The sequence below is a fragment of the candidate division KSB1 bacterium genome (assembly GCA_034505495.1).
Classification (GTDB): domain Bacteria; phylum Zhuqueibacterota; class Zhuqueibacteria; order Residuimicrobiales; family Krinioviventaceae; genus Fontimicrobium_A.
On the sequence record JAPDQV010000039.1, the window covers coordinates 18,153 to 32,651 of the forward strand.

Consider the following 14,499-nt stretch of genomic DNA (forward strand, 5'->3'; position numbering starts at 1 on the left):
CAAATCAGTTTCTCCAGATTCCAAAAGGAGCTTGTTCTATGAGACCGCGATCTTTGGTGACCGGCGGTGCCGGATTTTTGGGTTCTCATCTTTGTGAATATCTCTTGCGAAAGGGCCACGAAGTCATTGCGATGGACAATCTGCTGACCGGTACGGTGGCAAACATCGAACATCTCCAGGGCGAACATTTCAAGTTCATCAAGCACGACGTGACCGAATACATCTATATCGCCGGAAAAATCGATTATATCTGGCATTTTGCCTCGCCCGCCAGTCCGCTCGACTATCTGCAGCTGCCGATTCAGACGCTCAAAGTCGGAGCATTGGGTACCCACAAAGCGCTCGGCCTGGCGTTGGAAAAGAAAGCGAGTTTTCTGCTCGCTTCTACCTCGGAAGTATACGGGGATCCGCTCGAACATCCGCAAAAAGAGACTTATTGGGGCAATGTCAATCCTGTAGGGCCGCGCGGCGTTTACGACGAGGCTAAACGTTTCGGCGAGGCGCTGACCATGGCTTATCATCGTTACAAAGGCGTGGATACCAAGATCGTGCGCATCTTTAACACGTACGGCCCCCGCATGCGGCCCAATGACGGCCGCGCCATTCCGACCTTTATTCCGCAGGCGCTGCACAACGAGCCCCTCACAGTGTTCGGCGACGGCTCGCAAACGCGCAGCTTTTGCTATGTGGACGACCTCATCGAAGGCATCTATCGATTGATGATGTCCGACTATCACGAGCCGGTCAACATCGGCAATCCGCACGAGATGACGGTGCGCGAAATGGCGGAGCTGGTCATCAAAATTGCCGGAAGCTCCAGCGTCATCATCGAAAAGCCTCTGCCGGAGAACGACCCCAAAGTTCGCCAACCCGACATATCGCTGGCGAAAAAGCTGCTGGACTGGGAGCCGAAAGTGTCGATCGAAGAGGGGCTCAAAATCACCATCGATTGGTATCGCAATCTTTTTTCAGAACAAAAAAGGCAGCGCGCATGAGCCGATCCGCTTGCGGCATTGTTCCGGCAGACGGCAAAATCTTGATCCTTCGCCTCAGTTCCATCGGCGATATACTGTTGACGACGCCGCTGCTGCGCATTCTTCGCGATCGTTATCCAAAAGCCCGCATCGACTTTGTCATTAAAGCAAAATTTCTCGACCTGATGCGCACCAATCCGCATCTCGACCGGCTTTGGCCGTTGCATGCAGAGAAAGGCTTTGCCGAGCTGCGCTCGCTCAAGCGGCAACTTGAATCCGTCGATTATGATGTTATTCTCGACCTGCATAATAATTTTCGCACCGCTTATCTGCGCACGGGACTCGGCGCTCCGGTTTTTAAGCTCAGAAAGTACAAGTTCAAGCGTTTTCTACTGGTCAAGTTCGGCATCGATCTTTACCGCCGTATTCGGCCGGTTTATCTCCGCTACCTCGATGCGGCGGCAGCGCTGGGAATCGGCGACGATGGTCGGGGATTGGAATTTTTTATCGATCCGTTGGAAGCGGAAAATATTACCGGATATTTTCAGGAAAACGGAGTTTTAAAGAGCGATCTGCTGTTTGCCGTTGCGCCCGGAGCAGGCTTTGCCGCCAAACGCTGGCCGCAGGAGTATTTTGTCGAACTTTTGCAAAAGCTCTTGGCCGAGCATAGCGACGCCAAAGTCCTTCTTTTGGGTGATCAGAGCGACCATAGCCTTTGCGCGGCAATCGCCGCGGCATTGCCGCGAGGAAAAGCAATCAATAGCGCGGGTCGGCTCTCGCTGATGGGATCGGCGGCTGCTCTCAGCCGCTGTCGCCTTTTTATCGGCAATGATACCGGCCTCATGCACATGGCTTCAGCGTTGAAATTGCCTCTGGTCGCCATCTTTGGTCCGACGACGCGACAGCTTGGTTTTTTCCCCACCGGCGAACAAAGTCGAGTGGTGGAGCATAAAACTCTCTCCTGTCGCCCGTGCACGCATATGGGCCGCCCGACTTGTCCTCAAAAGCATTTCAAGTGCATGCGGGAAATCACTCCCGACCAGATTCGACCCGTGGTTGAGGAGCTTTTGGCCGAAACTGCTCATCAACAGTCAGGTGAATTCCTCCAATGAATAAACTCTGTCCCAAGATCATCCTGGAAGGTACACGTCTGACACTCAAGACCGAAATCGCTTTTGCGCTCAACGAACATCCGCGCATCGTCGGACCGCGCAAGTATCGCTACCATTCGCCGTTGATTTCGGCAGAGTGGTGCGCGTTTACCAATTTCCCTTGGGGACGCGGATTGATCAACTTTGAGCCGCAGGAGGAAGCTTTGGCCTTCGAGACCTTTCGAACCTGGGTGCGCCTTTTTGAACTGCAGCGATATTATTCCTGGATCATCGATCGTTTTCACATTTCCACCCAGGTTTACCAATGGCGGCGGAACGGCAAACGCTACGATTTCCGTTGGCTCGAAGAGAGACTTCAGGCTTTGGGCTTTCGTCTCGTCTTTTGTACGCGTCGACCGGAGACCTTTGCCGCTGCACGGGAGGAACGGCTGAAAATATCGGGCAATCCCAAACAGTACGACAACCTGCAGGAATTCATCGATGAGCAGGAGACCTTTCGCCAGTTCATCGCCGAATCGGTTCTACAGACTTTGATCCTCGATATTTCCGATAATCGTCTCGATAATGCCGTTGAAAAAATTGCCGACCGGCTTGAGGCGACCGGCGGTCTTTACATGCCCTGAAAGCCAAAAACATTGCCCGGGAGGCTTGAACCATGTCGGCGCTAATGATAGGCAGTCGTCTTTGCCGTATCTTTTCGTTCCAAACACTGCTTGAATAATCGCATAAAAAAGGATATATTTGACCATCCGTGACGGATAAGAAGGATAACGCTTGGAATCCATTGATCTTGCAAGAGCCGTCGGAAAACTGATTCTCGACAAGAAAGGTCGAGAGGTGGTTATTCTAGATCTGCGGCGGCTGACCTCCATCACCGACTATTTCGTCATTTGTACCGTCGATGCGGAAATACAAGCCAAAGCCGTCGTTGAGCACATCCGCGAAGAACTCGGCAAGCAGCGCATCAAACCTTGGCACATCGAAGGCTTGGGCATCAGCAGTTGGGTGCTGATGGACTTTGTCGACATTGTCGTGCACATTTTTCTGCCGGAAACGCGCATGTTTTATAATTTGGAACGCCTTTGGGGAGATGCACCGCGAGAAGATTTGAAGGAATAGGATGAGACCGCAGGAATACATTCAGGAGATTTTGCAAAAAGCGCTGAGCGAATTGGGATATCCGAACGAGGACGAGCGGCTTTTTCTCTTGGAAAAGCCGAAGCAGGAAGGTTTCGGCGATGCCGCCTCGACGATCGCCATGGCCTTGGCCAAACCTCTCCGCAAACCGCCGCGGGTTTTGGCGGAAGAAATCGTTTCTCGACTGCAACCTGATCCGTTTTACATCGAAAAGATCGAAATTGCCGGTCCCGGTTTTATAAATTTTTATTTGGCGCCTTCCTGCCTGCAGCAGGCCGTTCTGGAAATCGTGCGGGAAGGCGAGGCATACGGCCAAAGCCGACACGGCCGGCGGAAGCGGCTTCAGCTCGAGTTTGTCAGCGCCAATCCGACCGGCCCGCTGAACATCGTCAGCGCCAGAGCCGCAGCCGTCGGTGACGTGCTCACCAACCTGCTGAACGCCTGCGGCTATGATGCGAAACGGGAGTATTATGTCAACGACGCCGGTCGGCAGATCGAGCTGCTCGGCGCCTCTCTCGCCGCGCGTTATCTCACGGAACTCGGCCATCCCACAACCATCCCCGAAGAGGGTTATCACGGCGAATATTTGCGCGACCTTGCCCGTTTGATCATTCAACAGGAAGGAGACGCTTATCTCTCGCTCAACACAGAAGAGCGCAATCGCCTATTCAGCCGTAAGGCGCTGAGTTACATGCTCGAACGGCATCAGCGCAGCATGACGGCGTTCGGCGTTCACTTTGACCGTTGGTTCTTGGAGAGCTCACTGCGGGAAACCGACGAGCATCTTAAAACTTTGGAGAAACTGCGCCGAAGCGGCTTTACCTATGAAAGCGACGGCGCCGTGTGGTTCAAATCCTCGGCGTTCGGCGACGAGAAGGATCGAGTGCTGGTCACCAGCGACGGCAGGCCCACCTACTTTTTGGTGGACATTGCCTATCATGAGAACAAGTTCGATCGCGGTTTCGAACAGGTTATCGACTTTTGGGGACCCGATCACCATGGTTACATTCCGCGCATGAGTGCGGCGCTTCAGGCGCTCGGTCACCCCAAAGAGGCTTTTCGCGTCTGCATCATCCAGCAGGTGAATCTGTTGCGCAACGGGCGGCCGGTCAAAATGAGCAAACGCGCCGGCGAGATCATCGAAATGGATGAATTGCTCGAAGAAGTGGGCGTAGATGCGGCCCGCTACTTTTTCGTTGACCGCCGCATTTCGCAACCGCTTGACTTTGACATCGAAGTGGCCAAGCAGCAGTCGGAAGACAACCCCTGCTACTATGTTCAGTACGCCCACGCCCGCATCTGCAGCGTGCTGGCGCACGCCGAGCAGCGCGGCTTCCGCATCGACGAGCCGGTACTGCCCCGCGCCCTGAACGAAGCATCAGCGCTGGCTGCGGCAAAAAAGCTCCTCGATTTCCCCGACGTGATCATCAAAGCTGCAGAAGAGCTGGAACCGCATCGCTTGACCGGCTACCTGACCGAATTAGCGGCGCTTTACCACAAGTTTTATCACGAGCTGCAGATTGTCGGCGAAAACCGCGAGACGACCGAATCGCGGCTGATGCTGTGTCTGGCGACGCGCCGGGTGCTGGCAAACGGCCTCAAACTGCTCGGCGTCTCGGCGCCAACACGTATGTAAAGATTCCTAATAACAATCTAAAGGATCGAGTATGAGTGTATTGGTCGTTGGATCGGTGGCGTATGATGTCATCGAAACACCGTTGGCGAAAACCGAAAAGGCATTGGGCGGCTCGGCCGTCTTTTTTTCAGCCGCCGCCGGCTATTTGTCGCCGGTCAATTTGGTCGGCGTCGTCGGCAGCGACTTTGACCTTCAGGAACTCGATTTCCTGCGCCGGAACCATGTCGATCTTTCCGGCCTGAAAGTGGAGGCAGGGGAAACGTTTACCTGGTCAGGCCGCTATTTGGACAATCTGATGGACCGAGAAACCATCTTTACCAAACTCGGCGTGTTCGAAAGCTTTAAACCCGAGCTTCCCGATTCTTTCCTGGACAGCGAGTTCGTCTTTTTAGCCAACATTCAACCGACTCTACAGTATGACGTCGTTCGGCGCGTGAAGCAGCCGCGTTTTGTCGCGATGGATACGATGAACTATTGGATCACCGGAACGCCGTCTGAGCTCAAGCGCACTTTAAGCGTGGTTGATGCGTTGTTGGTCAACGATTCGGAAGTTCGGATGCTTTCGGGGGAGCGCAATCTGTTCTTGGGAGCGAAAAAGATTCAGGCGATGGGACCACGGGTGGTCATCGTCAAGAAAGGTGAACACGGGTCTATTCTTATTGACCGCGACCGATGTTTTATCTGTCCCGCACTGCCGGTAACTGATCTCTTTGATCCGACCGGAGCCGGCGATACGTTTGCGGGCGGCTTTATGGGCTACTTGGCTCAAACCGGCAGTCTGGACCATGCCAATCTGCGCCGCGCCATGGTGATGGGCACGGTCATGGCCTCGTTTTGTGTCGAAAGTTTCAGCATCGATCGGTTGAAAGGGCTGACGCCTGACGACATCCGCAGAAGGTCCTCCGAACTGCTGCAGCTGATCCATGTAGAAGGAGACGGACGATGGATCGGCTGATGCGCGTCGTTACCGAAAAGCTGACGGTCTCGACGCGCGGACATACCCACATTGTGAATCTTACCGATGTCGCCGCCGAAAAGCTTGCCGCCAGCGGCCTCGAAGCGGGTACGATTACTTTTTTTATCCCCGGTTCAACCGGCGCAGTGACCACCATTGAATATGAACCCGGACTGCTGCAGGATCTTCCCGAGCTTTATGATAAAATTGCTCCCGAGGGTCGTTCCTATCACCATGATGCAACCTGGGGAGACGGCAACGGTGCGGCGCATTTACGCGCCGCTCTGCAGGGACCATCGCTTGTTGTGCCGTTCCGCGACCGTCGTATGCTGCTTGGCACCTGGCAGCAGGTAGTGTTGATCGATTTCGACAATCGGCCGCGACAACGAACCGTCATCCTGCAGATTATGGGCATCTGAGCCTGCCGACTATGATCGATGTGCGCAATTTGAGCTTCTCCTTTTCGGAAACCGGCGGGCAACCTTACGCCTTGAATAACGTTTCCTTAACCATTCGTGAGGGGGAAACCATCGCCGTAATGGGTAGAAACGGCTCAGGTAAAAGCACCTTCGGCCGCTGCCTCAATGGACTGCTGCAGCCGACCGCCGGAGAAGTCCTGGTCGACGGATTTTCCACCCGGGATGCAAGCCGATTGATCGAAATCCGCCGCAGAGTCGGCATGGTCTTTCAGAACCCCGACAATCAAATCGTTTCCGCGACCGTCGAGCGGGAGATCGCTTTCGGTCTGGAAAATCTCGGCCTCACTTATGATGAAATGCATCGCCGCGTTGAGGAAATGCTCGAGATCTTTGACCTGCGGGCCTATCGTAATCGGCCGCCGCATGCGCTCTCCGGCGGCGAGAAGCAGCGCCTTGCCTTGGCAGCCGTCACGGCAATGAAGCCGAGCTATCTTGTGCTGGACGAGCCGACCTCTCTTTTGGACCCCAAAAGCCGAAAAGAAGTGCTGCGCTTTGTGCGCGCCCTCCATGCCAAAGCGGCCGGGCATGCAGTCACCACCGTCTTGATTACCCAATTCCCCGAGGAAGCCCTCACCGCAGAACGACTGATCATCTTTCATGACGGCTGCATCGTTCAGGACGGCAAGCCCGAGGAGATCTTTGCGGAAATCGATCTGTATCCGTACGGTCTCGAACCTCCGGTCAAATTCAGAGTCCTGAAACTGCTGCGCAAGTATCGAATTGACATTGACAATAATTTCAAATAAATTGGCGAAAACGGGCGGCCATCCGCTTGACGAGGGAGAGAGTCATGAAATATCATATTTTTGATTTGGTATCTCCCGAAACCGTCGAAGAAACACGGCGCGTTTTTGCCGTACGAAATGATTTGGGTGTCTGTCTCTACGACGATCAAGGCAAACCGATCTCCAATTGTGACCTTCAGCTCGGCGCCCTGGCCCATTTGCCGACTTCAGTCCGGCAGCTCTTTCGCCTCTTTTATCGCATCGATCATCTCGATACAGAGCTTGCTTTTGCCCAAGGTCTGCCGATTTATCGCGCTTATGATCAGGGGCGCATTCTGCAGAGCCTCATCCCTTTGCTGCATCGTAACGAATTGATCGGCATTGCCTGCCTGATCAAGATTGTAGAAAAAATCGACCCGACGGAGCAACAGGGTCTGCTCGCCTTTCTACAGAGGTACGAAAACGATCCGCAGCGCCTGCGCGACTTGGCCTCTCCCTCGCCGCTCGCTGCGCAACAGGCGCTTTCCGCAGCCGTCGAAGAATTGCAAAAGAATTTTCGTCTTCTTTTCGAAGCCGGTGAAGCGCGTTTACAGCTTTACGAGCAGGAGAACCCTCACGAAATCACGCGATCCGATTTGCCGCCGAGGGACACCCTTTCGGCTGCTCGTCAGGGACTTATATTCTGCAGCTCGGACGGAGTCGTGTTGGATGCACAGGCGGCTGCAGCAGCGCTGTTGGGCTTTTCATCCGTCGAGGATGTTTGCGGCCTTAAAGTACCCGAACATCTGCCGATAACCGAAAGTTCGAAAGAACTGTTTCGCCGCAGCCTGCAAGACGGCGCGGGGCGCGCGATAGAAGTGCAGACGATCCGCGGTTCGTCGTTGCGTGCGGAATTCCGGCTGCAGAAGGATGCCGGACAGCTGATCGGTTTCGAATGCCGACTTGTCGAAAGCACTCCGCAGGCGGCATTTGAATCGGCTCAGGATAAAAGCGCTGCTGAACTGATCATCACTCAGGAGCAGGAACCGCCGCCTCTGGAAGACTTGTTGTCCCAACAGAACGCTGCAGAAACGCCGAGTCAATCGACGGAGGTGAAAGAGCCGGAACCGCCTCCCTCGCCGTCTTTCTCATGGCAGGCAACGGCCGAGATACTGGAACACCATCCTCTTCCGGCCCTGGTTTTCGATGCAGAAAACCGTGTCAAGGTGTGCAATCCGGCCATGGCCGATCTTCTCGGCATCGAAAGCGAGGTGTTAGTCGAGCGACCATTGCTCAATCTGGTGGTCGCCAACAGTCATTCGATGGTCGAACGTTGGAAACAGTATCTGCTGCAAAGCGAAAAGAGCTTTGTGCTGGAGCCGAAAGTCTTTCTGCCGATCATTCGCAAAGACAGTTCAGTCATTACGGTGCGGGTGCGGCTGCTGCGGTTATTCGCAGCGCCTGCCGGCTTTGTGCTGTTCGTAGAAAGTGAATCGGAACAGACGGGTACAACACCGCCCAAAACTACGGAAGAAAAGCCGGAGAATTCGTCTGATCTGCAGAAAGCGCAGGAATTTGCAAAAAGAGTTCGCAGACAGTTTGCCGCTTTGGCGGAACAACTCGCCGACGTCGTTTCATCGAGCTATTTGGACAGTCTGGTCAATGAAGAGACGAAAAAGCGTTTTTCTGCCCTCAAACGATTGTCGGAAAGAGCTTCAATGGTCGACCGTCAGCTGGCATTCTTTACCGGCGAATTCGTGCCCCAGTTTGCCTATGTCAACTTGAACGAGATCCTTCATAAAGTGGCGGTCGGTCTGCGCCAGTTTCTACCGAAAACAGTGGAACTGCATACCGCGTTCGATCCTGCCCTGCCGCCGATTCAGGGCGATGCAGCTTTGTTGGTGCAGATGATCGGCATGCTTTGCCGCAATGCTGCAGAGGCAATGCCGAACGGCGGGGTTCTCACACTGCGCACGCGCTGCAAAGACGGCATGGGAGAGCTGCAGATATCCGACACAGGACGAGGCATTGACCCATCGATAAGACCGCGACTCTTTTTCCCCTTCTACAGCAGCAAAGGAACGGGATTCGGCAAGGGGTTGGGACTAGCGGCCGTATATGGAATCGCGCGCGCTCACCATGGTTCGCTTAGTTTCAGCCCGAATCAGCCGTCTGGCACCACAGTCACCTTTTGCCTTCCGGCCTCCGGACCGAAAACCATGACAAAGGCCGCCGTCTTGATCATCGATGATAGGATCGAAGCATTGGAAGGCGCAGCCATGCTGCTCGAACGCGCAGGTTATTCCGTCTGCACGTGCAGCACCTGCGACGAAGCGCTGGAACTTTTGAAAAGCGGTCTAACTTTTGATTTGGTGATGTTGGACAACAACCTGCAAGGCTGCAAAGGAACCGACTGTGCTTTAAAGATTCGGGCACTAAAGCCGAAAATGCCCATTTTATTCTGCAGCGGCAGTTGTGACGAGGAATTAATGCGCTTCATCTCTCTATACGGCTGCGGCTTTATTTCAAAGCCTTATCAAAAGCGCGAATTGATCGAAAAAATTCAAGGCGTGCTTCATTCAAGGCGTTAAAAGGCCTCCCCAGAAAAACCCAAAAATTGCATCTCCCTTTTTACTGCAGCTCACTTCACAAAAGGCACTGCCCAATTTCATTCCTTTTAAAGTTTTGCTTTTTCGCAAATTTACAAAAAAAAAAGCACCTCCAAATTTCAACTATTCGGAGGTGCGCAAATTTTTAATTAAAATCGGAGGGGATCTTTAGCGTACAATCAGTGCCTTGACGGTCTGCACAGACTCGGCCTTTAGGCGGATCCAATAAGCGCCTGCAGACAAGGGGGTTCCCCAATCATCGCATGCATCCCATTGAATGGAATGTCGCCCTTCAGCTAGAGCACCGGAAAGCAAGGTCCGGACTCTTCTGCCTCGTAGATCATAGACTACCAACTCGACTGCTCCTTCCTGCGCGAGGGAAAAACTGATCGTCGCAGAAGGGTTGAAGGGATTGGGATAAACTTTCAGCAGAGAAAACTCGCGGGGTTCTTTGAGATCGGCAGTGGAAAGAATTTCCACTTTGCCGTCCAGAGTAACCGCGGACAAGCGATACCGGCAGTCATCGCAATCGGCCTCATCGTCCGTAAAGCAATAGTTCGACCGGCCGGCAGCCAGTTCTTCGTGATCCGCAAAAGACGCGACTTTTTTCCATCGCTCGTTCTCGAATCGCTCAATGACAAAGCCGGCAAAACTATTAGTTTCGGCGACCGTCCAGCGTAGAACAATGCTCACGTTTTCGCGCTGTATGGTAAAAGCAATGAGCTTGACTGCTACAGGCAAATACACTGAAAAAGTGTCATAGGATTTCCAGGTGCCGGGCGCCAGCGGCGCCTCGACTTCGATATTGTAAGTGCCGGTTACAGCCGAAGCCGGAATCGTCCAGCTGGGTGTCGAAGTAAACGCACCCTGAGCGTTCGTGGTAACGGTTCCTGACCAGACGACATTGCCGTCGGGATCTTTGATGCGCACGTTACGGACACCGCCGTTATAAGAGCTCGTCCCCTCCATCGGCCAATTGGCGCCGGAAAGCGTGACGGTCTCATTAACAGTCCATTGGCCGGAGTCCCGCGTGTCATAAATTTGAGGTTGGATGATGTTCACTGTGAATGTATCGTAGGGATTCCAGCTCCCTGAAACACGCGGGTCCATCACTTCAATGGTATAAATGCCGGAGGTTCCTTCATCGGGTATCGTCCATGTGGGTACGTTCGTAAAAGAGCCGGAGCTGTTGGTGGTGACGGTGCCGCTCCAAACCACGTTACCGTTGGGATCTTTGAGCCGCACGCTGCGCACGCCGTTGTTATAATAGCTTGAAGTCGACGGCGGCCAGCCGTTGCCGCTCAGCGTAACGGTTTCAAAGGTGCTGAACGAGCCGCCGGAGGTGTAGGGTTCGGGGTCGCGGGTGTCATAAATTCGCCCGTAGCTGTTGGGAGCACCGCCGGGCGTTGTGGGCGTGACGAACCCGAAGGCGGCGGTAAAGTCCGCTGTCGGCACCGTAGCGTCTTTGATGTCAACTGCTTCTGAAGTGGAAGTATGGTAAAACATACGAATTTGTGTCGTCAACGTAACATTATAAGCAAAGCCTGAACGCTGCAGTGCGGTAAACGGAACCTGCATATCCAAATAATAAAAGCTGCCCATATTGACCGCGCGCACATAACTGGCAGCGACGGGATTGGCGACCTGCCAATGAAGGGTAGGGCTACCGATGTTTTGCGGCGGCAAGAAGCAGTAGGTTTGGAGATACTCGCTGATACCGGCCGCGCGTATATCCCAGTCCAATACGCCGTCGCCGTTGACGTCGATGGCAGCCATCCAGGCATAAGGCCGTAATGCGCCGGATTGTATAGGATTATCGGCCAGAGCCATCCGGAAAAATAAACTGGTTGAGGAAGCGTAAAAGTAGCTGCAAGTGGGGACTGAATTATTTATAACATCAACTGCGCCGGGATTTTGATCTCCCGGAGGATCAGTCATTAGATTCCAGTTCTGATCGAGCATGAAACGCCAGGCGCTGTCGGCCGGCCAAGATTCCTGAGAAAAAGACGGCAGAACGAAAAAAAGAATCATTAAGCCGATAAGGATAGCCGGTTTTCCAACTTTTTTCATGAAGGGCTGCATCGACACCATATTAGTTCAACCCCTTTAATTAGAAAAATTTGCAAGTTTTAGATCTGAAGATAGTCGCAAGAATGAGAAAACAGAAGAGGCAACCTGGCCTGCAGTGCATATTTAAGGAAGAAGCAAGACAGCAGAAGAAAAAATCAATCAGCCGGTCCCTGGAATCGTCTTCCGATCTTCATGGATCCTGTGCTCATCTCCTGATCCCTTGTTTGTAAAATAATTTCTAGATATTTTTTTAAAAAGTCAAGTTTAAAATTTTTATTGAATAAATAATTTTTAAAAACTTGTCAAAAATATCCAGTTAAATAATCCCCAAGTTTAAAGCGAGCCTAAATTCGTTCCTTGCTCATTATTGGCGGCTACGATTATCTGGAGAAAGAAATGATCACGACGATGGAGAGATATACTTTAATCTTTTTTTAAAATTAATTCTTATGCGCTTTTTTTAATGAACCGAAAATGCGGTCAGCCTCAGAGCGGGCTGACCGCTCGTTGTCTATTGTAAAAGGGTCATTTTTCCGACGGCGCTGCGTTCGCCGGCTTTAAGGATGTAAAAGTAAACCCCAGCCGCGGCTTTGCGTCCAGAGTTGTCACGACCGTCCCAAAGAACCGTATATTCTCCGGGCGTCTGCACTCCGCGGAAAAGATTTCGAACAGGCTTGCCGAGAGCATCAAAAATGTCCAGCGATACCATACTATGCTGATCCAAAGCATAGCGAAGGACCGTCTCCGGATTGAAGGGATTGGGGTAATTGCCGTAAACGACAAAAACCTGTGGAGAGGAATTTTTTTCCTTAACCCCAACCGTTCCACCATTCGGCCCCTCCATTTTAAAAAGAAGTTCGACCTGTTTTTCATCCAAAGCAATGTCCCAGATGCGCACTCGGTCCATCAATCCGACGATTTTGACGGCGGTCCGGCCTTCAGCATCGTTGGGGCGGGCGCCGAGATACAAGTCGTCGCCGCTGTTGGTAACGATCTCCGCCGGCGATTCGATCTCGGTGCACAGAATGCCGTCCAGATAGATTTTGTAATAAAGATTGTCAGCCAAAGTTACGGTCACCAAATGCCATTCGCCGTCCATTACGCCGATGCCGCATTCCGCTTCCTTGGTCTGAGCTCGCGGTTGACTGCCGTCCACGGCGTTGAGAATGCAGTCTATGCCGTTTATGCCCGGATTCAACCAGACATCAATATGTCGTTCCATAGGATCCTCAGGCCAAACATCGCCGCCCATCCAAAAGATATATCCCCAATTCGGAGTCCCACTGTATTGAATCCATGCGGAAAGGGTGTAATTGGGAGAGTTTAAAAAAGGCTTATACGGAATACGCACATAACAAAGCTCTCCGAAGGCATTGAATTCCGCAAACTCGATGCAGCCGCGACCGTCGGCGGGCTTGGAGAAAATTCCGCCGGTCGTGCGAACGAGCAAACCGGAATTGTCGACGATTTCGCCGTGATTGGCTGCGCTTCCTTGATCGATGACCACTACCCCATCCGGCTCTTCAAAGTCGTAATAGCTCACCGGTGGGGGGAGTTCTTGAGAAAACAAAACCGCACAAGCCGCTGCAACGATCATCATCACTCTTTTCATTGCACTTCCTCCTGTTACTAATTGTAAGTTATTAAAATTACTTTGGGTTCGGCATCCGAAGAACAATCGAAGTGAACAGCGGACACAGGCAGAACCGCTATTCTGATGTTTAAAATAGTATGGGGTCCCATATCTCGACAATTCGATTTACCATCGTAAAACAATAAAAATAGCCAGCAACAGCAACAAAAAAAGCAAAGTTACCAGCTTTTCATAAAACACCAATTTTCGTCGGGATATCCTTAGTTTATTCACATAACCTCGCGAATGATTCAGAATAAATATACTTAATTACTTTTGAGACGCCATGTCTCTGCGTCTCAAAAGCTTGTCAGAATGTTGCATAAAGGTGATTTTTAGGCGTTGAATCGAGAGGGAGGGCAGCCGAAACGCTTTTTGAATGCTTTACTGAAATGGGCGGGATCATGGAAACCTATACGATAAGCTATTTCGGCGATAGTGAGTTGTCTGCTTTGCAGGAGTCGAAGACCTCTTTGAAGGCGCATTTCCATTATTATTTGCTGCGGCGACTGGCCGACCAGCGCCGCAACTTTACGATAGAAATGCGCCCGACTGAATCCCATGCGCTGCGCCAGCTCGTCGACGGAAAACTGCTCGTCTTCCATTCGTTCCTCGATAACCGCAGCCATTTTCTGTATAAACTCGGCTTCCGGAGTGCTCAAAGGCAGTTGAGAAGGTCCTAGGAAAATCTGCCGACTGTACTGTTCCTGCAGGCGTTTCCGGTTTTCCAGCAAATTGACGATTCGGGCGCGCAACAAGCTCAACTCAAACGGTTTGGTGACATAGTCATCAGCGCCCTGGGCATATCCTTCAAGCTTGGCGCTTTCATCTGCGCGCGCAGTCAACAAAATAATCGGGATATGGCTGGTGCGTCGGTCATTTTTAGCGGCTCGACATATCTCAAAACCTCCGACCGTCGGCAGCATGATATCGCAAATGATCAAATCAGGCAGATATTTGAAAACCGCTTGAAGGCCGCTGACCCCGTCTGCGGCGGATAGAAGCGAATAGTCTTCCCCCAGCTCTTTTTGCAGCAATAGCCGCATGTCGTCATCGTCTTCGATGATCAAGATGGTTGGAGAATTTGGATCCGTCGATATTTCCTTTAATAGCTGGTTTGGGGGCTTTCTCGGCCACTTGACGGCACTCGCTTGAGCGACGGGGCGCAACGGCAGCAACAGGGTGAAAAC

The 14,499-nt window shown here is 52.4% G+C and carries 12 protein-coding genes; 9 read left to right on the plus strand and 3 right to left on the minus strand.

Annotation, left to right across the window (positions count from 1 at the left end):
• The first annotated feature begins 38 nt into the window (after positions 1-38).
• From ONB24_12990 to ONB24_13030, 9 genes are all read left to right on the plus strand, one after another.
• The gene (locus tag ONB24_12990) at positions 39-995 is read left to right on the plus strand and encodes an SDR family oxidoreductase (GenBank protein MDZ7317029.1); all 957 of its coding nucleotides are present in this window, start codon (positions 39-41) and stop codon (positions 993-995) included.
• Positions 992-2,086, plus strand: a complete 1,095-nt coding sequence (locus tag ONB24_12995) for a glycosyltransferase family 9 protein (protein ID MDZ7317030.1) — start codon at positions 992-994, stop codon at positions 2,084-2,086. Before ONB24_12990 ends, ONB24_12995 begins: the two co-directional genes overlap by 4 nt.
• Positions 2,083-2,709, plus strand: a complete 627-nt coding sequence (locus ONB24_13000) for a hypothetical protein (protein MDZ7317031.1) — start codon at positions 2,083-2,085, stop codon at positions 2,707-2,709. Before ONB24_12995 ends, ONB24_13000 begins: the two co-directional genes overlap by 4 nt.
• A 151-nt stretch (positions 2,710-2,860) precedes the next feature.
• Entirely contained in the window at positions 2,861-3,205 is a 345-nt protein-coding gene (gene rsfS, locus ONB24_13005; GenBank protein MDZ7317032.1) for a ribosome silencing factor, read from the plus strand.
• 1 nt (position 3,206) lies between these two features.
• Entirely contained in the window at positions 3,207-4,859 is a 1,653-nt protein-coding gene (gene argS / locus ONB24_13010; protein MDZ7317033.1) for an arginine--tRNA ligase, read from the plus strand.
• Between the two features lie 31 nt (positions 4,860-4,890).
• Complete coding sequence (locus tag ONB24_13015; protein ID MDZ7317034.1) at positions 4,891-5,814, plus strand: PfkB family carbohydrate kinase; 924 nt, start codon at positions 4,891-4,893, stop codon at positions 5,812-5,814.
• Complete coding sequence (locus ONB24_13020) at positions 5,802-6,233, plus strand: secondary thiamine-phosphate synthase enzyme YjbQ (protein ID MDZ7317035.1); 432 nt, start codon at positions 5,802-5,804, stop codon at positions 6,231-6,233. The genes ONB24_13015 and ONB24_13020 overlap by 13 nt, the downstream gene beginning before the upstream one ends.
• Before the next feature lie 11 nt (positions 6,234-6,244).
• Positions 6,245-7,039 (plus strand): ATP-binding cassette domain-containing protein, encoded by a 795-nt coding sequence (locus tag ONB24_13025; GenBank protein ID MDZ7317036.1) that lies wholly within the window; start codon positions 6,245-6,247, stop codon positions 7,037-7,039.
• A gap of 44 nt (positions 7,040-7,083) precedes the next feature.
• Positions 7,084-9,588 carry a response regulator gene (locus tag ONB24_13030; protein ID MDZ7317037.1) on the plus strand — a complete coding sequence of 835 codons (2,505 nt, stop codon included), beginning with the start codon at positions 7,084-7,086 and terminating at the stop codon, positions 9,586-9,588.
• A gap of 186 nt (positions 9,589-9,774) precedes the next feature.
• Here the strand turns inward: ONB24_13030 and ONB24_13035 are convergent, their stop codons facing one another.
• The 3 genes from ONB24_13035 to ONB24_13045 all read right to left on the minus strand — a co-directional run.
• The gene (locus tag ONB24_13035; GenBank protein ID MDZ7317038.1) at positions 9,775-11,676 is read right to left on the minus strand and encodes a T9SS type A sorting domain-containing protein; all 1,902 of its coding nucleotides are present in this window, start codon (positions 11,674-11,676) and stop codon (positions 9,775-9,777) included.
• Positions 11,677-12,187: 511 nt separating this feature from the next.
• Positions 12,188-13,288 (minus strand): T9SS type A sorting domain-containing protein, encoded by a 1,101-nt coding sequence (locus ONB24_13040; protein ID MDZ7317039.1) that lies wholly within the window; start codon positions 13,286-13,288, stop codon positions 12,188-12,190.
• Between the two features lie 356 nt (positions 13,289-13,644).
• On the minus strand, positions 13,645-14,499 hold an 855-nt coding region (locus ONB24_13045), incomplete at its 5' end, for a response regulator (GenBank protein ID MDZ7317040.1).